Below are 15120 nucleotides of genomic sequence, written 5' to 3' on the forward strand. Positions count from 1 at the left end.
GAGAACCTTTTTTCTTTGAGCTACCTCCGAAAATCCCCTTGACAACTGGCTTTGAGCCTTAACTTGTCACCAATGGTTAGATGCTAAAATTAGTGTTATGTAAACAAACATGAAGCTGAAAGAACTTGTCAGCCATCTCGTTATCGATCCTCGAAAATTAACAGAGTATGCTCTTAATGTAGATAATCCAGTCGGTAGCGATAAAGCTGTAATATTTCAGCGTCGTTTAGGATTTAGCCAAGAAAACTATGAATTGCTGTTAGCACAGATTTCAGCTAAAACTCTTGATGCTGAAGCAGTTTTAGGACTAAATGACAAACACGGACAGCGCTATACTGTAGACTTGGAAATTGTGGGCGCACAGGGACAGCAAGGGATTGTCCGTACAGGTTGGATCGTAGAACCGGGTAGTAATGGGGCGAGACTGGTAACACTATTCGTTCGGAGGTAAGCACGATCGTGCCAGAATTATTTGATGTAGTCGAATTGTTAGTAACATTGCCTGAATCTAATTTGCACCAGGGTGTTAGAGGGGCAATTGTAGATTGTTATGATGAGGGAAATTACGAGGTAGAATTTAGCGATCGCTCGGGCGAAACGATAGCTTTGTGTACTCTGTCTACGGAGCAGTTTTTAGTTGTTTGGAAGTCGAAAGAAAGGCGTTGGTTGTCTGTATCTGAGCTATTAGCTGCGATGGTTGGACGTTTGTCAGACGAACGTCAGATACAAGTTTTAGAGTTTGCGCGTTCTTTGTCTGGGAGATAGCGAGTTTTTGTGAGGGCGATCGCTTATATCAAAAAGACGATCTTTCTCTGGCCAAAAGGGCGATCGCCTATATGACACTAGCTTTTGCTGAGTTCCGATTGCGTAATCTACTTTAATTAACACTGCTTACCGCTGCAATTAACCACATCCTAAGATGTGCTTAATGCCTTCGACTACAGCCGCTACAGCCGCGATATCTAAAAGTCCCTGAAATGGAACTATTATCGAACCCAAGCTAGCACTGATTCCCAAAATAGCCATAACCTTCGCCGCAGCAGTGCCTATTGAAGCAATTGTCACTGTTGGCAGACCAGCCGTAGAGGCAAAGGTTAAAAGTCCCCCTAGTAAAGCTAGGATAGCGATTAAGTCTAACGGCCCGACAGTATGGCAAGAGTTAGTTTGTGCTAGTAGCAATTGAGTAAAATCCAAGGGAATTAAGATAGACATTTGATTTTTTTTAAACTTACTTCTATAAAAATAAAGTATACACAGTAAACTGTCAACGGTTCATCGAAAAATGTGTTTTATCTTTCGGACTAGCTCCTACTTTTTTGCCTCAACCTGATTTCTCCGCGAGGGGTTCAAGGGCGATCGCACTTTCAACTATGCGAAGAAAAGCGATCGAGCGATAGCTCTTCCCCTCTTAACAAAGCGATCACCCTTCGCCAGTGAAAAAGTCGTAAAGGGCGATCGACCTTTCGATGCCAAAAGTGCGATCGCTGGAAATCCGATCTAAAATGTGATTGTGCCCGCGAGCTCGGCTACAATAATCCTCGTATCGTCGTTTAGAGAAGCTTTCTGCCAGAAGTTGCACGATTTTACGGAATCATCATCAAAATTTTCTTTGGGGATCACCCACCTCCTCATTTTCACGCAGTTTACGGTGAGTACAAGGCTTTGATCGGCATTGAATCTTGAGAGATTATTGAAGGAGATTTACCGAATCGGGCCCAAAAGCTGTAAGAGAATGGGCTACGTTGTACCAGAAAGAACTGCTGAATATGTGGAATAGCCAAGAATTTAGTAAACTTCCGCCCTTAAAATAACTGTGATTTTTTTTATGAAACCTGAGCGCATTGTTTTTGCTAAAGCTATTGACGATAACACCTTGATGGTCAAGTTTGGCAATCTTGAAATCAAAAAATATAACATTTCTAAGTTATTAGACAATCCGATGTTTGCGATGTTAAGCAATCCTGGATTTTTCACAAATTATAAAATTGAACCTGGTGGTTATGCACTGGTTTGGAATGAAGATATCGATATCAGTGAATATGAACTTTGGCAGAATGGAGTCAGTTGCACGGATGAGGAAATTGAGCGATACATTGAATCTATTCATCATTCGTTCTGAGGTAAGCACGCTCGTGCTAGAATTATTTGATGTAGTCGAATTGTTAGTAACATTGCCTGAATCTAATTTACACCTGGGTGTTAGAGGGGCAATTGTAGATTGTTATGATGATGGAAATTACGAGGTAGAATTTAGCGATCGCTCTGGCGAAACGATAGCTTTGTGTACTCTGTCTACCGAGCAGTTTTTAGTTGTTTGGAAGTCGAAAGAAAGGCGTGGGTTGTCTGTATCTGAGCTATTAGCTGCGATGGTTGGACGTTTGTCAGACGAACGTCAGCAACAAATTTTAGAGTGGGGGCGTTCTGTGTCTCAGAAATAGTCTGTTTTTGGCGGCGTTTTGAGAGGAATCACACAAACTCTGCACTTGGATTTCAAGGCTGTAGATCGACTGTTGTCCACCTATATGTCACAATAAACAAGCAATTATTATATTTTGAGTTATCCTGTGAGTCCTACTGCCGAAGTCAGCAATAACCTGAATGCGGGCGTTCTACCAACCGTTACCGCTACCCCAGCCCGCCGCGCTGTTTTTCCCTTCACTGCAATTGTTGGCCAGGAGGAGATGAAACTGGCGCTGCTATTGAATGTCATCGATCCCAAAATTGGCGGGGTGATGATTATGGGCGATCGAGGTACTGGTAAATCTACCACAATCCGCGCCCTCACTGATTTGCTGCCGGAAATTGAGGTGGTGGCTGACGATCCTTTTAACAGTCATCCCACCGATCCGGATTTGATGAGTGATGAGGTGCGCGATCGCACTATGTCTCAAACTGACATTAAAATCGCCCGCAAGAAAGTCCAAATGGTAGATTTACCTTTGGGCGCTACCGAAGACCGAGTTTGCGGTACGATCGACATCGAGAAAGCTTTGTCGGAAGGTGTTAAAGCTTTTGAACCCGGGCTTTTAGCTAAAGCTAACCGCGGCATTCTGTACGTTGATGAAGTCAATTTGCTCGACGATCATTTAGTCGATGTTTTGCTCGACTCGGCTGCCAGCGGTTGGAATACTGTTGAAAGAGAAGGCATTTCGATCCGTCACCCGGCTAAATTTATTTTAATCGGTTCCGGGAATCCAGAAGAAGGAGAATTGCGGCCGCAGTTGCTCGACAGATTCGGGATGCACGCAGAAATTCGGACTGTAAAAGACCCGAATTTAAGAGTGGAAATTGTCGAACAGCGCTCTAGTTTTGACCAAAATCCGCCGGAGTTTCTCGCGAAATATCAGCACGAACAAGATGATATGCAGCAGAAGTTGGTGGAGGCTCAGGAAAGGTTAAAATCGGTAACTATCGATCGAGAGTTGCGGGTAAAAATCTCCCAAGTTTGCGCGGAATTGGACGTAGACGGGCTGCGGGGCGATTTGGTGACGAATCGGGCTGCGAAAGCTTTCACGGCTTTGGAATGCCGCACAGAGGTGACTGTGGACGATATTCGCCGGGTGATGACTCTGTGTTTGCGGCACCGGTTGCGAAAAGACCCGCTAGAATCAATAGATTCGGGGTATAAAGTGACTAAAGTGTTTGATCGGGTATTCGGCCTAGAAACAACTGAGGGGTAATTAATAATTGGTAATGAGGGGTAATTAATAATTGGTAATTGGTAATGGGTGGTGAGGAAACATTTCCCAAATTTTTAATGCCTCCTTCCCCAGTTCCAATTACTAATTCTGGCAATGGAAAAACGAATTTTAGGATTAGATCCGGGCTTAGCAAATCTTGGCTACGGGGCAATTTCCTGTCAAATTGTCCCGGGGAAACAAGATAAAAACAGCGTTTCCATGATTGATTGTGGCGTCATACAAACAACGCCAAAACAGGAAATGGGACAGCGCTTGAAAACAATTTACGACGATTTGCACCAGGTAATTGAACAGATTAAACCTGATCTTGCAATTGCCGAAAAACTGTTCTTTTACAAGATGGGAAATACCATACTTGTAGCGCAAGCGCGGGGTGTTTTGACGCTAGTATTAGCGCAGTGTGGAGTGCCACTGTTCGAGTTTACGCCGGCTCAAATTAAGCAAGCTTTGACCGGGCGAGGTAATGCGGATAAATCTGAAGTGCAAGAGGCCGTGGCGCGGGAGTTGGAGTTAGGTTACATTCCGAAACCGGATGATGCGGCGGATGCTTTGGCGGTGGCTTTGACTGGTTGGTACGATGATGATATTTGTCCGAAGAAAATACAGTTGGAAACCGAAAAAGTTTGATGCAATATCAAATCATCGGCAAATTAAGCACAAATCCGGGCAAGACATCTTCTCCCGATAAACTTACAGGAAATTGTACAATCTCTACTTCGCGAGAAGGGCGATAAATTTCTACTTGTTGGTCTTGCGGATTAATCAGCCAACCCAAGCGTAAACCGCTGTTCAGATATTCTTGCATTTTCTCCTGAAGCGGGCGCAGCGGGTCTGTTCGCGAGCGCAATTCAATTACAAAGTCAGGACAAATAGGCGGAAATTTTTCCCGTTCTTCTGGTGTTAAAGCAGACCATCTTTCTAAGCTAATCCAAGCCGCATCTGGAGAACGGTCTCCATTATTTGGCAGCCGAAAGATTGTCGAAGAACTAAACACTTTCCCTAGCTGTGTTTGCTGATTCCACAGCCAAACTAAGCCAATTAAATCTGCTTCTCTATTGCCGCTGACTCCGCCTACGGGTGACATAATGATGATTTCTCCTTTCGCTGTCCGTTCAAATTGCCAGTCTCGATTCATCTGGCACAAACGGTAAAACTGTTCATCTGTTAGTTCGACAGTATCTAAGTTTAAAGTAACTGTTGTCATTTTTCTTAACTCCCGAGAAATATGAGTCCTGTCAATCTATTTTAGCGCCGCTTTTTGTCTATTTTCACATTAGTCCTCAGAGCGAGAAATTAAGCTTTAATAGGGGTTTCAACCCTAGCCGGACTATTCCGAAGTGCAAAATATCAATTGAACAGATAATTAAGTCCGATCGCGCAATTCCCACCTCAATCAAAAAAATGCTATAATATCAAGTTTAATTGCTAAACTTAGCCCGCCAGCAGACAACACAGGAAAATAATATGGTGATTATTACCTCACAACAAATTGCCCAATTTCGCTCGCAATTAGCCGAATATCCCGAAGCCCTAAAAGCCCTAGACGCAATCGAAGATTGCGAAGGTAACATCGAAGATGCAGCGATATCTCTAGCAATTCAAGCCGGACAAGAACCGAATATCTCGGAAAATTGGTTAGACGGATTGGCCAAAAGATGCCGCGTTGCTATCTGCAAATCAGAGGTTAAAGAAGAGTTGACAAACGGACAATTGAATGCAGCATTTAGAGATTTAGTTGCCGCAAAAATTTGCCCTGATATTTTGGTGACTTCGGTGATTATTTATGTATTTAAAACTGGGGTGAATGAGTTTTGCGAGCCTCTCGAATATAAGCTGTAAATCCATAGCTGCATTTAAAAATTAGTTAAGCAAAGCTATCGCGAAGGGTAGGAAATCGCCCTCATTTCTCAAAACATGATACAACGAGGCGATCGCACTTTTTCTCTACCCCTTTGCACTACTGTACCCAGCCGGGCTAAAATCGGGCGACAAACCCAAAGATTTCCCCAGCAAACGAGCAAGTTGTACTAAAAAATTAGCAGTATCTTCGTCGCCTTCACGGGCCATTGAAGCTGATATCTGGATTAGCATTTGCACAAATCCTGCATCAATTAAATCGGAACAAGAACTCAAAACCTCTGGTTCTTGGCCGTTGGGACAGGTAAGCACTCGCTCGATTAAGTTCAAATAAGCCTCTTGGCGTTCTGGATTCATTTTGGGAGGAGCTGTACAGTAAATAATTTATTATTACGTTTAACTCAGTCCTGTCAATCAGGCGATCGAATATGCGATCCCCGTCTTTCCTCTAGAAACTCCATTCAGTCGGGAATAGACAGAAGCGTAAAGAAAATCTTAAGTTTTTCAATGCTAGTTTATTCGAGGTAAAGTGCTGAGGTTGCACCCTAGGATTCAAGGGACATAGGAATGTAAAAAATGAAAATAGGAATATTTTTAGGAAATCTCGGAAACCCCGCCATCTACTATCCCAAACTCGCCCCAATTACCGGCGGAGTCGCGGCGAGCATTTTTCTTTGCCAATTATTACAATGGCAATCACAACACTCCAACTCTACCGAATGGGTGAAAACCAACAGCAGCGAAATTGAAAAAGCCACCGGTTTAAATCACGAAGAACAAGAACTCGCGAGACGCCTGCTCAAAGTGCGATCGCTCCTGAAAGAAAAATTAACAAATCCCAACACGGACTGCCTAGAACTCTGGGCGGACATGGATGCTTTCGAGGAAAAACTCAATAACTTTTGGACACCGAATCCGCCAGATATTATAACACCGATAAGTCGCGAAAACAACAATCACCCTGTAGAAATCTTCCGCGAAACATCACCCCCAAATCATGTAGTTAAAACCGACAAATATTTCGGGCAACCCCGCCAGCAAATAGCCGTTGCTGTCACCCCGAATTACCGATTTAGTGGCCCTTGGAACTCCGAACAAGAACTGCATAACTTTCAGCGAGCCTTAGAAGAATATGCTAAAGAACGTAATTTATGGTTTGGCAATCCTTCAGGATGGGCATTTAAAATTATTGACAGCATGACAAAAGGCTTAACCTCGACTTTTTGGGAGGAATTTATCGCCGGAATCCCGTTAGGAGAAAGTCAGAAAGTCAAGCGAGATTGGGAAATCGAACCGGAAGTGCCTTATCCTGCCTTTGAAGAGGAGCGAATTCAGTATTACGTGCACAAAGGCGAACCGCTAGAAGCAGCAGTCTCTAAAGCCCGTGCTGATTTGAGAAACCCGGTGTTGGGTAAAGATTTGTGGGAGGGATTTCTGCGAAAGTGCGATCGCATTGCTGATGATGCACTCAAAGCAAAACAGCAGGGCGTTGACACACCATATCTGCCCTCTTCCTTCAACGAAAAACCCCAAATCACCAAGGATAGCGTAATGCAGAAATTAGGGGCGATCGCACCTCAATTTGCCTTAAATCAATCCACATCTGACCAGATTCCTGCACTGCTGAAACTTGCTGAAACAGCATCGCCAACTCCCGCCGAAATTCCCAGTATTTCCTCTTTGCAAAAAGCTTACCAAACTCCTCTGGGCCGAAGTATAGTTGAAAAACAAATCGCTGCAAACCCCGACTGGGGCTACGAAATAGTTGACGGTGAAATCGTAGAAGCTATCCCTTTTTAATGAGGCTGATATGAAACGAATTAGCAATATCAATCCGCTGGGAGAAGAGCGACCAAATCCTTCTGAGGAAGAGAGAGAAAAACTGCGGGGGGAAAGGTTGCAGCGAGAAAGAGATGAAGCATATCAAATGTTAGTTGAACTCTGCAATTTTGGCGAATATGACATGGCCGAGCAGTTGGCCAATCGACATTTTAATTGGGGTTATGAAATAGTGGATGGGATTGTGGTGGAAAGGATAGATTAGGTTCGCCGTTATCCCATTTGTCACTTTCATGGGCGGGCAAGATGCCCGCCCCACAAAAAATTTAATATGTCGTGGAACAGGCATCTTGCCTGTTCCTAAGAATGGTACAAATGGACTCTCACAATCTCTATGTTAGAATTATAACTAAAACTTTAATAACTATCAAACATGACAACAACTATTAACCCCAAAAATATAACGCTCGGTGAAGTCAGTCAATTATTGAAATTCCAAGAGCAGCTTAATAATGACACGTATACAAATTTTTTATCCTTAGAATCCTTAACAGAGATAGAACAGTTAGAACTCGCCCAAATCCGCAACGATTTTCGCGAATACCTTTCAGTGAAAAGAGTCTCTGAAGGACTGGTACAGGCTTTAACTACGTTTCCCTTAATGCGATTGGCGGGCTTCTACCGCCGCCCAATCAAGATGAGTCTAGAACAAGACATTGCTAACATAACTATAGAAGATGAAGATACAACGATTACAGGCAGATTTGACATTTTATCCATCAATAAAGAGAAACAAATTGCCGCTGATATACCATTTTGGATTTTAGTAATAGAATCTAAAAATAGTCTAATTTCTCCCCGCGCTGGTTTGCCCCAACTTCTAACTTACGCCTCTAAAAGTTTAGAATATCAAGAGTCTGTTTGGGGATTGGCAACTAGCGGAGAGTTTTATCAGTTTGTCAATATCCGCAGAGGAAATCCCCCAACCTATCAGCTAATGCCCTTTCTGACTTTGATGGAGCCCGAACCTTCAATTTTGTTGCTGCAAGTTTTAAAAGCTATTTGCAAACTATAAAAAAAGAGGCAGAGAAAATTCTCCGCCTCCAATCTGCAATGACTGTTAACCTAAAAGTTAGATTAGCCAGCCAATACTTTTTAGTAGCCTCTGGTGTTAGGCTTGTGGACGATGAAGCTCAGCACTTGGCACTGCTTCACGTTGTCAAAACCCATGACGCGGATGTAGCAGCTAGGATTTTCTTGACGGCAAGCTTGAACTTCTGTCATGATTTCTTGGACGCTGCGAGCACCAAACAAAGGCAACTTCCAGAGAGTCCAGTAGCGCATTTCAGCAGCAGAGGTTTCGTTGAATTCTACGCCGGGAATGTAGCCTTGATCCAGGATGTACTGGAGTTGCTTGGCAATTTGCGCGTCTGTCAGCGGGGGCAAATAGGACAGAGTTTCGTAACGACGCTCTTTAGGTAAAGTCTTCATTTTTTGTATCTCTAAGGTGTGTGTTCGATCGCACTTGTCGATCGATTAACTCGACAAATTATCCAGATTCGGTTCTGAATCTATTGATGTTTCAGGATTACTGCTAGAAACAGACCAATTAAGTTGCGTAGTTCGCTCTAAATGCTGGCGTCTGTGTTCCATATTCGCCTGTTGAATGCCAGTACAAACCATTTCTGGCAAAAATTCCGTCACATCGTGAGCCAGATACTCTCGCACAGTCATGATCCGAAATCCTAAATCTTGATTTTCCAAAAGCAACTCTTGAATATAAGCTTCTCCATCTTGGATTTTGCCCTTAGTGGAAAAGTCGTTCAACCAGATTGCCAGAGGAGGATTGGTTTCGCTCAACTGAGCGACCACCATCCGCACGGATTGATAGGTTAGGTAACTTGCCAGCACCTTAGCGGTGTCTTTCGCAACTTGTTTGAGATCCATTTTTGACCCCAGCTCCCTCAAATTTTAGATTTTGGATTTTAGATTTTGGATGCAAACTTACTGGTAAATCTTCTTCAAAGATAAAGACTCCACAGCAAGTTTGCTACCTAAAACCTAAAATCTCAAACCCAAAATCATCAAACGGTATCCATTGCCTCGAACTCAAACTTGATTTCTTTCCAGAGTTCGCAAGCAACAGCCAGTTCAGGAGACCACTTACAAGCTTCGCGGATCACGTCGCCGCCTTCGCGCATCAAGTTGCGGCCTTCGTTACGAGCTTGGACGCAAGCTTCCAAAGCAACGCGGTTAGCAGTTGCACCAGGTGCGTTACCCCAAGGGTGGCCCAAGGTGCCGCCGCCGAACTGCAAGCAGGAGTCGTCGCCGAAGATTTCCACCAAAGCGGGCATGTGCCAGATGTGGATACCACCAGAAGCAACCGGCATGACACCGGGCATGGAGGCCCAATCTTGGGTGAAGTAAATACCGCGGCTGCGGTCTTCTTCGATGTGGTCTTCGCGCATCAAGTCTACGAAGCCCATCGTGATGCCTTTTTCGCCTTCGAGTTTGCCCACAACTGTACCGGAGTGCAGGTGGTCACCGCCGGACATCCGCAAGCACTTGGCAAGCACGCGGAAGTGGATACCGTGGTTCTTTTGACGATCGATCACGGCGTGCATAGCGCGGTGAATGTGCAGCAAGATACCGTTGCGGCGGCACCATTTTGCCAAGGTGGTGTTAGCAGTGAAACCACCGGTCAGGTAGTCGTGCATGATGATGGGGGTTTTGATTTCCTTAGCGAACTCAGCCCGCTCCATCATTTCTTCGCAGGTAGGGGCAGTTACGTTGAGGTAGTGACCCTTGACTTCGCCAGTTTCTGCTTGGGCTTTTTCAATAGCTTCTTGAACGAACAAGAAACGATCGCGCCAGCGCATGAACGGTTGCGAGTTGATGTTTTCGTCGTCTTTGGTGAAGTCCAAACCGCCGCGCAGAACTTCGTAAACGGCACGGCCGTAGTTCTTAGCAGACAGACCCAATTTGGGCTTAATTGTACAACCCAGCAAAGGACGGCCGTACTTGTTCAATTTGTCCCGCTCAACGGTAATACCGTGAGGAGGGCCTTGGAAGGTTTTCAGGTAAGCAATGGGAATCCGCAAGTCTTCCAACCGCAGAGCGCGCAAAGCTTTGAAACCGAACACGTTACCGACCAAAGAGGTCAGCAAGTTGGTGACGGAACCTTCTTCAAACAAATCCAAAGGATAGGCAATGAAGCAGATGTACTGGTTGTCTTCACCGGGAACTGGTTCGATGTCGTAGCAGCGACCTTTGTAGCGGTCGAGGTCGGTCAGGAGGTCAGTCCAAACAGTCGTCCATGTACCTGTGGAAGATTCAGCAGCCACAGCAGCTCCAGCTTCTTCTGGGGGAACTCCCGGCTGCGGTGTGACGCGGAATGCAGCCAAAATATCTGTATCTTTCGGCGTGTAGTCCGGGGTGTAATACGTTAGTTTATAGTCTTGAACTCCGGCTTTATACCCAGCCTTTGATTGAGTTTGGGTTTGCGCGTAAGCCATATCTCGCTTCCTAGTATTCGCTTAATTTTTTTGCCCGATCGCAGGCTGTTAAAAATATATCAATAAAGTGTCACTCTCAAATTTTAATATTCTTTTAATCATCATAAGTATTGTTTATTTTACTTTACATTAGGACAACATTTGTAACATATCTTATAAAATGGAAGCTGCGAAGGATGCAGGGGGAAAGGCTGGGGATCGCAGAGCGGGGGGAGAATTTCGAGCGAGTGAAAGATATTGTGCAGCAAGCGGAACAGGGGATTAATACGGTTTATGTAAAGAATTTAATACTTAAAAATCAGAATTGGTAAGGAGTAATCGGCCAGGGGGAAGTAGTTAGAAATACCTAAAGTTGTGGATTGCAGTTGAGATCGATCTCAACTGCAATCCAGTATGCAATCTAAAATCCAAAATCTAAAATCCAAAATCTAAAATCCCGTGACTTCCAGACCGCCAACTCAAAAATCGACAGCATAGCACATAATATGGACAGGACTGGTGCTATCAAACCAAATCCGTCGTTACAGCCATTTAACCTCGCTGAAAACCGGGTTTCTGCGTTAGCAGCGCGTAAGTCTACTATGGATATTAGCCCCATTTTTACTCTGGTTGTGCCTCACCCCCCTTCAAAAGCCGTTCACTGCATCAATCCAGATTGCCCAAGGCCCTACCCTCAGACTTGGGGCAACAATTTTTGTCATAGTTGCGGGGCTCCCCTGCGGCTAAAAAATCGCTACGTCCCTCTACAAAGCCTCGGTTCCGGGGGTTTTGCAGCGATTTTCACCGTTTGGGACACAGAAACTGAAACCGAGCGCGTCCTGAAAGTGTTGCTCGAAACGGCTCCAAAAGCGCTGAAACTGTTCGAGCAAGAAGCTTGGGTTTTGGCACTTTTGCGGCACCCGGGCGTCCCGAGAGTCGATCCTGACGGTTATTTTCACGTCCAAACCCAAAATTTTGCAGGCGGGGAGGGAAATCCTGCGGCGAAGCGGCTGCCTTGTTTGGTAATGGAAAAGATTCACGGCAAAACTTTAGAAGAGGTTCTCCACGAGTACCCCCAAGGTTGTCCGCAGGAATGGGTGTTTAGTTGGCTGAGTCAAGCTGTGGAAATTTTAGAGGAGTTGCACAGGTGTCAGATTATTCACCGCGACATTAAACCATCAAATTTGATGCTGCGAGACCCGGAATCGCCCCAAGTTTTGCTAAGCAAGGGTTTAGGCGGACTGCAATTAGTGACGATCGACTTTGGGGGAGTTAAACAGATGGGCGGTGTCGAATCCGTAGGGAAAGATTCTCGGAGTTCGACGCGGTTGATTTCGCCCGGGTACAGTCCGCCGGAACAAATTATGGGCGGCGGTGTGGTGCCGGCGACGGATTTTTATGCCCTCGGGCGGACTTGCATTCACTTGCTGACGGGGAAGTATCCGGCGGAAATTGAAGATCCGATGACGGGGGAGTTGCGGTGGCGCCACATTGTATCTGTGAGTCCGGCTTTGGCGAATTTGTTGGACGATATGGTGCGATCGAATGTGCAGCAGCGTCCGGCGACGGCTGGCGATGTTCGGGCGCGTTTGCAGGAGATTTATGCTAGGAGTAAGGGCAAAATCGCGATCGCCCCTGCGGGTCAAGCTATTGTGGAATTTTGCCGGCAAGTAGTGGTGGCGGGGGCGCAAAAAACTGCAAGTTTGATGGTTTTGGTGTTCGGCGCGATCGCCCAAATTGTGGTAGCTTCTCTGGATACTGGCTGGGAAATGGTGCTGGGTGGCGTTGGTGGAAGTGCGGGGGCGATCGGCGGTTTGGTTTTGGGTTATGCTTCGCCTCTAGGCCCGGAAATTGCCAGTTTTCTGAATGAAGGTTTGCACCAATTAATTCCTAACATGACTTTCGCTGTCGGGCCGGAAGTGCTGCTGTTTGGGTTGGCGGGGTTCGGAACTGCGATCGGTTTAACTGATGCGGGGAGTTTTCGCCAGCAAAAACAGTATTGGCTGTCTGGATTGATGGGAGCTCAGGGTTATTTGTTGGCAGGTTTGTGCTGGATGGAAGCAACAGCTTCTAGTGGCGTGCAGGGGGTTATTTTGGGAGCTTTTGCGATCGCCTCTTTGACTGTGGGAATGGGTTTGCGGAGCCATCAATTAGTTCACGCTTTGGTAGTGGCTGTTTTCTCTACGGGAATGTTTCTGTTGCTGAATGCTTGGAACATTTTTCCGGGGAGTTTCTTCGGGATTTTGTCACTGTCTAACGTTACCTTCGGCTGGCTGCAAGTTTGGGGATCAATTGTGTTTTTTGGTTTGTTGGGAAGTGCGATCGGGCTTTGTTTGGGAGTAAGTCATTATTTAGTTGTGCCTTTGTTGCGGTGGTTGGGCTGGAAGTAGGAATTAATTAAACATTAAACATTTCACCTCAGATTCATATTCCCCTAAATCTCCCTTACAAAGACCCACTTTAAGTAATCTTCCCCCTTGTGTTTTGGGGGGCTAGGGGGGATGTCCGGGGCAAGAAAACTATTGTGGCGCGGGCCGTCCTAGCCCGCCCAAAAATCTACAATTTAGATGCTAGACAGCTTATAATCCAATACGGTTCACTTAAGACAGATCCCCCCTAACCCCCCTTAAAAAGGGGGGGACAAGAATGCCCTCAAAGTCAACCCCTACTCCCCTTCTTAAGGGGGATTTAGGGGGATCTCCGGGGCATAAATATGTTAAGTGAACCGTATAGGCTTATAATCATGAAGAACATTAAATAATAACCTCAGAGTGCCATGTCCAAAATATTACTAGAATCCTTTCGGACAGCCTATGCAAATATGGAGTTATCGCCGCTGATAACTCCGAAAGAAGTCGAGAACTTCCGAGTAGAATACGGGACAGAAGTGCTTGAAGAATTAGAGCAATTAGTCGAAGATGACCCTTCCGGTAGCGGTAAAATTATTTTTACGGGGCATCGCGGTTGCGGTAAGTCTACACTGTTGGCTGAGTTTTGCCGCCAGATGGACGATCGCTATTTTACAGTCTTTTTCTCGATTTCCGACTTGATCGAAATGTCGGATGTCAATCATATCAATATCTTGTTTGCGATCGCAGTTCAGTTAATGGATGCAGCCGAAAAACAGGAAATTCCCATCAAACAATCAATTAAAGAATCATTTTATAACTGGTTTGCTACTAAAACAAAAACAAAAATTGACGAATTGGGCGCCAGCTGATCGGTGGGTTTTAACTTGTTTAAGATGATTCAAGGCAAGTTAAAAGCTGATGCGACGATTCGTGAAGAAATCAAACAAGAGTTTATTCGCAAAGTTTCTGATTTGGTGGCGACAATTAACGAGATTGCTGCCGTAGTTCGAGAAGGCGCAAAACAAGACATAATTGTAGTGATCGATGACCTGGATAAGTTGGATTTAGGTGTAGTTCGCCAAGTTTATCAAGAACATATTAAAGCGCTTTTTTTGCCAAATTTTAGAATAATTTTAACAACTCCTATTTCGGCGCTGCGAGATGTCTCTTTGGCCGCTACCGTGGAAACGGAAACTAACAATCAAGTCGTGTTTATGCCAGTAACTAAGCTGTTTAAACGCGGGGAAAGCCGGAATGCGGATGCTGTTGCAATGGCGGAACCGGCGGCGAGATTGAAAGAGATTTTAGCTAAACGCTTGGGAAGCGAATTGATCGAACCGGAAACACTCGATCGCCTTGTCGCATACAGCGGTGGAGTATTGCGAGAATTGATTAGAATTGCTAACGAATGCTGCCGCATTTGTTTGCGGTTGGTGCGACGGAATCCAGAAGCTGCGATTAAAATTAATGCTGAGGTATTTGAGGAAGCGATTAATAAATTGCGGATCGATTTCGATACCCGTTTAGGAACAACTGATTATGAGATGTTGATGGCAACTTACAGAGATTTTAAACCTGCCGACCCGAAAGCACAAGGGTTTTTGGACTTGCTGCATGGGTTATATGTTTTGGAATATCGCAATGCTGTTTTGTGGTACGACATTCACCCGATCGTGCTAGAATTGTTAAAGCAGCGAGATGATTTTCCGCGTGAATAATTTCTTTTATACTCAACAAATAAACTCGGCGTTAAAACGGCGGTTGAAACCGTTAGCAACGCGAGCACACAAACAAAGTTGGCCTACGCCGACTAAGGTAATGTCTGAGTCCAAAGTGGATCCCCCCTAACCCCCCTTAATAAGCTACCGTGTACACACAAGTTGATTCTGAGCTAGTTTCCATCCCAAAAAGATGGATTCAAACTGTCGGAGTCCATGA

21 protein-coding genes are annotated in these 15120 nt (G+C 45.1%); 14 read left to right on the top strand and 7 right to left on the bottom strand.

The genetic code is table 11. The features are described from left to right. Positions 1 to 109 precede the first annotated feature (109 nt). Together QUA40_RS23995 and QUA40_RS24000 are read left to right on the top strand one after the other, a co-directional pair. On the top strand, positions 110 to 451 hold the full coding sequence (locus tag QUA40_RS23995) for a DUF6883 domain-containing protein (protein WP_332954813.1): 342 nt from the start codon (positions 110 to 112) through the stop codon (positions 449 to 451). Positions 452 to 459: 8 nt separating this feature from the next. Then, on the top strand, positions 460 to 765 hold the full coding sequence (locus QUA40_RS24000; RefSeq protein WP_333130532.1) for a DUF4926 domain-containing protein: 306 nt from the start codon (positions 460 to 462) through the stop codon (positions 763 to 765). Between the two features lie 138 nt (positions 766 to 903). Here QUA40_RS24000 and QUA40_RS24005 read toward each other — a convergent pair whose 3' ends face one another. After that, on the bottom strand, positions 904 to 1212 hold the full coding sequence (locus QUA40_RS24005; RefSeq protein ID WP_333130534.1) for a hypothetical protein: 309 nt from the start codon (positions 1210 to 1212) through the stop codon (positions 904 to 906). A 208-nt stretch (positions 1213 to 1420) separates the two neighbouring features. After that, a complete protein-coding gene (locus tag QUA40_RS24010; RefSeq protein ID WP_333130536.1) occupies positions 1421 to 1579 on the bottom strand; it encodes a hypothetical protein in 159 nt (52 codons plus the stop codon). A gap of 17 nt (positions 1580 to 1596) precedes the next feature. Between QUA40_RS24010 and QUA40_RS29135 the strand changes: the two genes are divergently transcribed. The 5 genes from QUA40_RS29135 (at position 1597) to ruvC (ending at position 4328) form a co-directional block, all read left to right on the top strand. Next, the gene (locus QUA40_RS29135) at positions 1597 to 1683 is read left to right on the top strand and encodes a DUF4160 domain-containing protein (protein ID WP_445301190.1); all 87 of its coding nucleotides are present in this window, start codon (positions 1597 to 1599) and stop codon (positions 1681 to 1683) included. Positions 1684 to 1825: 142 nt separating this feature from the next. Beyond that, entirely contained in the window at positions 1826 to 2119 is a 294-nt protein-coding gene (locus tag QUA40_RS24015) for a DUF2442 domain-containing protein (RefSeq protein WP_333130538.1), read from the top strand. A gap of 13 nt (positions 2120 to 2132) precedes the next feature. Next, complete coding sequence (locus tag QUA40_RS24020) at positions 2133 to 2438, top strand: DUF4926 domain-containing protein (RefSeq protein WP_333130540.1); 306 nt, start codon at positions 2133 to 2135, stop codon at positions 2436 to 2438. A 126-nt stretch (positions 2439 to 2564) separates the two neighbouring features. After that, positions 2565 to 3680 carry a magnesium chelatase ATPase subunit I gene (gene bchI / locus QUA40_RS24025; RefSeq protein WP_445301189.1) on the top strand — a complete coding sequence of 372 codons (1116 nt, stop codon included), beginning with the start codon at positions 2565 to 2567 and terminating at the stop codon, positions 3678 to 3680. A 114-nt stretch (positions 3681 to 3794) separates the two neighbouring features. Then, the gene (ruvC, locus tag QUA40_RS24030) at positions 3795 to 4328 is read left to right on the top strand and encodes a crossover junction endodeoxyribonuclease RuvC (RefSeq protein ID WP_333130542.1); all 534 of its coding nucleotides are present in this window, start codon (positions 3795 to 3797) and stop codon (positions 4326 to 4328) included. 7 nt (positions 4329 to 4335) lie between these two features. On the opposite strand, the gene QUA40_RS24035 is transcribed toward ruvC, so the two are convergent. Next, positions 4336 to 4905: a Uma2 family endonuclease gene (locus QUA40_RS24035; protein ID WP_333130544.1), complete on the bottom strand. Its 570-nt coding sequence runs from the start codon at positions 4903 to 4905 to the stop codon at positions 4336 to 4338. Between the two features lie 260 nt (positions 4906 to 5165). On the opposite strand from QUA40_RS24035, the gene QUA40_RS24040 reads away from it, so the two are divergent. Further along, complete coding sequence (locus QUA40_RS24040; RefSeq protein ID WP_006632950.1) at positions 5166 to 5540, top strand: hypothetical protein; 375 nt, start codon at positions 5166 to 5168, stop codon at positions 5538 to 5540. Between the two features lie 105 nt (positions 5541 to 5645). Here the strand turns inward: QUA40_RS24040 and QUA40_RS24045 are convergent, their stop codons facing one another. Beyond that, positions 5646 to 5915: a hypothetical protein gene (locus QUA40_RS24045; protein ID WP_333130546.1), complete on the bottom strand. Its 270-nt coding sequence runs from the start codon at positions 5913 to 5915 to the stop codon at positions 5646 to 5648. Between the two features lie 219 nt (positions 5916 to 6134). Between QUA40_RS24045 and QUA40_RS24050 the strand changes: the two genes are divergently transcribed. From QUA40_RS24050 to QUA40_RS24060, 3 genes are all read left to right on the top strand, one after another. After that, positions 6135 to 7358 carry a hypothetical protein gene (locus tag QUA40_RS24050; protein WP_333130547.1) on the top strand — a complete coding sequence of 408 codons (1224 nt, stop codon included), beginning with the start codon at positions 6135 to 6137 and terminating at the stop codon, positions 7356 to 7358. A gap of 10 nt (positions 7359 to 7368) precedes the next feature. Then, positions 7369 to 7602, top strand: coding sequence for a hypothetical protein (locus QUA40_RS24055; RefSeq protein WP_333130549.1), 234 nt, complete (start codon positions 7369 to 7371; stop codon positions 7600 to 7602). Positions 7603 to 7770: 168 nt separating this feature from the next. Continuing rightward, on the top strand, positions 7771 to 8412 hold the full coding sequence (locus tag QUA40_RS24060; protein ID WP_333130551.1) for a restriction endonuclease subunit R: 642 nt from the start codon (positions 7771 to 7773) through the stop codon (positions 8410 to 8412). Between the two features lie 80 nt (positions 8413 to 8492). Here QUA40_RS24060 and QUA40_RS24065 read toward each other — a convergent pair whose 3' ends face one another. From QUA40_RS24065 to QUA40_RS24075, 3 genes are all read right to left on the bottom strand, one after another. Then, a complete protein-coding gene (locus tag QUA40_RS24065) occupies positions 8493 to 8828 on the bottom strand; it encodes a ribulose bisphosphate carboxylase small subunit (protein WP_333130553.1) in 336 nt (111 codons plus the stop codon). A 45-nt stretch (positions 8829 to 8873) separates the two neighbouring features. Next, positions 8874 to 9284, bottom strand: coding sequence for a RuBisCO chaperone RbcX (gene rcbX / locus QUA40_RS24070; protein WP_333054738.1), 411 nt, complete (start codon positions 9282 to 9284; stop codon positions 8874 to 8876). A 137-nt stretch (positions 9285 to 9421) separates the two neighbouring features. After that, positions 9422 to 10852 (bottom strand): form I ribulose bisphosphate carboxylase large subunit, encoded by a 1431-nt coding sequence (locus QUA40_RS24075; protein ID WP_333130555.1) that lies wholly within the window; start codon positions 10850 to 10852, stop codon positions 9422 to 9424. A 485-nt stretch (positions 10853 to 11337) separates the two neighbouring features. Between QUA40_RS24075 and QUA40_RS24080 the strand changes: the two genes are divergently transcribed. The 3 genes from QUA40_RS24080 to QUA40_RS24090 all read left to right on the top strand — a co-directional run bounded on the left by QUA40_RS24080 (position 11338) and on the right by QUA40_RS24090 (position 14900). Further along, positions 11338 to 13221 (top strand): serine/threonine-protein kinase, encoded by a 1884-nt coding sequence (locus QUA40_RS24080; RefSeq protein WP_333130557.1) that lies wholly within the window; start codon positions 11338 to 11340, stop codon positions 13219 to 13221. Positions 13222 to 13607: 386 nt separating this feature from the next. Continuing rightward, entirely contained in the window at positions 13608 to 14051 is a 444-nt protein-coding gene (locus tag QUA40_RS24085) for an ATP-binding protein (RefSeq protein WP_333130559.1), read from the top strand. 24 nt (positions 14052 to 14075) lie between these two features. Then, positions 14076 to 14900 (top strand): ATP-binding protein, encoded by an 825-nt coding sequence (locus QUA40_RS24090; RefSeq protein WP_333130560.1) that lies wholly within the window; start codon positions 14076 to 14078, stop codon positions 14898 to 14900. Positions 14901 to 15120: the final 220 nt, after the last annotated feature.

This window comes from Microcoleus sp. Pol11C3 (assembly GCF_036701485.1).
Taxonomy (GTDB): domain Bacteria; phylum Cyanobacteriota; class Cyanobacteriia; order Cyanobacteriales; family Microcoleaceae; genus Microcoleus.

Excerpts from the sequence above, each read along its gene's own strand:
- QUA40_RS23995 (WP_332954813.1), top strand. The coding sequence starts at position 110 with ATGAAGCTGAAAGAACTTGTCAGCCATCTCGTTATCGATCCTCGAAAA.
- QUA40_RS24005 (WP_333130534.1), bottom strand. The coding sequence starts at position 1,212 with ATGTCTATCTTAATTCCCTTGGATTTTACTCAATTGCTACTAGCACAA.
- QUA40_RS24015 (WP_333130538.1), top strand. The coding sequence starts at position 1,826 with ATGAAACCTGAGCGCATTGTTTTTGCTAAAGCTATTGACGATAACACC.
- ruvC (WP_333130542.1), top strand. The coding sequence starts at position 3,795 with ATGGAAAAACGAATTTTAGGATTAGATCCGGGCTTAGCAAATCTTGGC.
- QUA40_RS24035 (WP_333130544.1), bottom strand. The coding sequence starts at position 4,905 with ATGACAACAGTTACTTTAAACTTAGATACTGTCGAACTAACAGATGAA.
- QUA40_RS24040 (WP_006632950.1), top strand. The coding sequence starts at position 5,166 with ATGGTGATTATTACCTCACAACAAATTGCCCAATTTCGCTCGCAATTA.
- QUA40_RS24045 (WP_333130546.1), bottom strand. The coding sequence starts at position 5,915 with ATGAATCCAGAACGCCAAGAGGCTTATTTGAACTTAATCGAGCGAGTG.
- QUA40_RS24050 (WP_333130547.1), top strand. The coding sequence starts at position 6,135 with ATGAAAATAGGAATATTTTTAGGAAATCTCGGAAACCCCGCCATCTAC.
- QUA40_RS24055 (WP_333130549.1), top strand. The coding sequence starts at position 7,369 with ATGAAACGAATTAGCAATATCAATCCGCTGGGAGAAGAGCGACCAAAT.
- QUA40_RS24060 (WP_333130551.1), top strand. The coding sequence starts at position 7,771 with ATGACAACAACTATTAACCCCAAAAATATAACGCTCGGTGAAGTCAGT.
- QUA40_RS24065 (WP_333130553.1), bottom strand. The coding sequence starts at position 8,828 with ATGAAGACTTTACCTAAAGAGCGTCGTTACGAAACTCTGTCCTATTTG.
- rcbX (WP_333054738.1), bottom strand. The coding sequence starts at position 9,284 with ATGGATCTCAAACAAGTTGCGAAAGACACCGCTAAGGTGCTGGCAAGT.
- QUA40_RS24075 (WP_333130555.1), bottom strand. The coding sequence starts at position 10,852 with ATGGCTTACGCGCAAACCCAAACTCAATCAAAGGCTGGGTATAAAGCC.
- QUA40_RS24080 (WP_333130557.1), top strand. The coding sequence starts at position 11,338 with ATGGACAGGACTGGTGCTATCAAACCAAATCCGTCGTTACAGCCATTT.
- QUA40_RS24085 (WP_333130559.1), top strand. The coding sequence starts at position 13,608 with ATGTCCAAAATATTACTAGAATCCTTTCGGACAGCCTATGCAAATATG.
- QUA40_RS24090 (WP_333130560.1), top strand. The coding sequence starts at position 14,076 with ATGATTCAAGGCAAGTTAAAAGCTGATGCGACGATTCGTGAAGAAATC.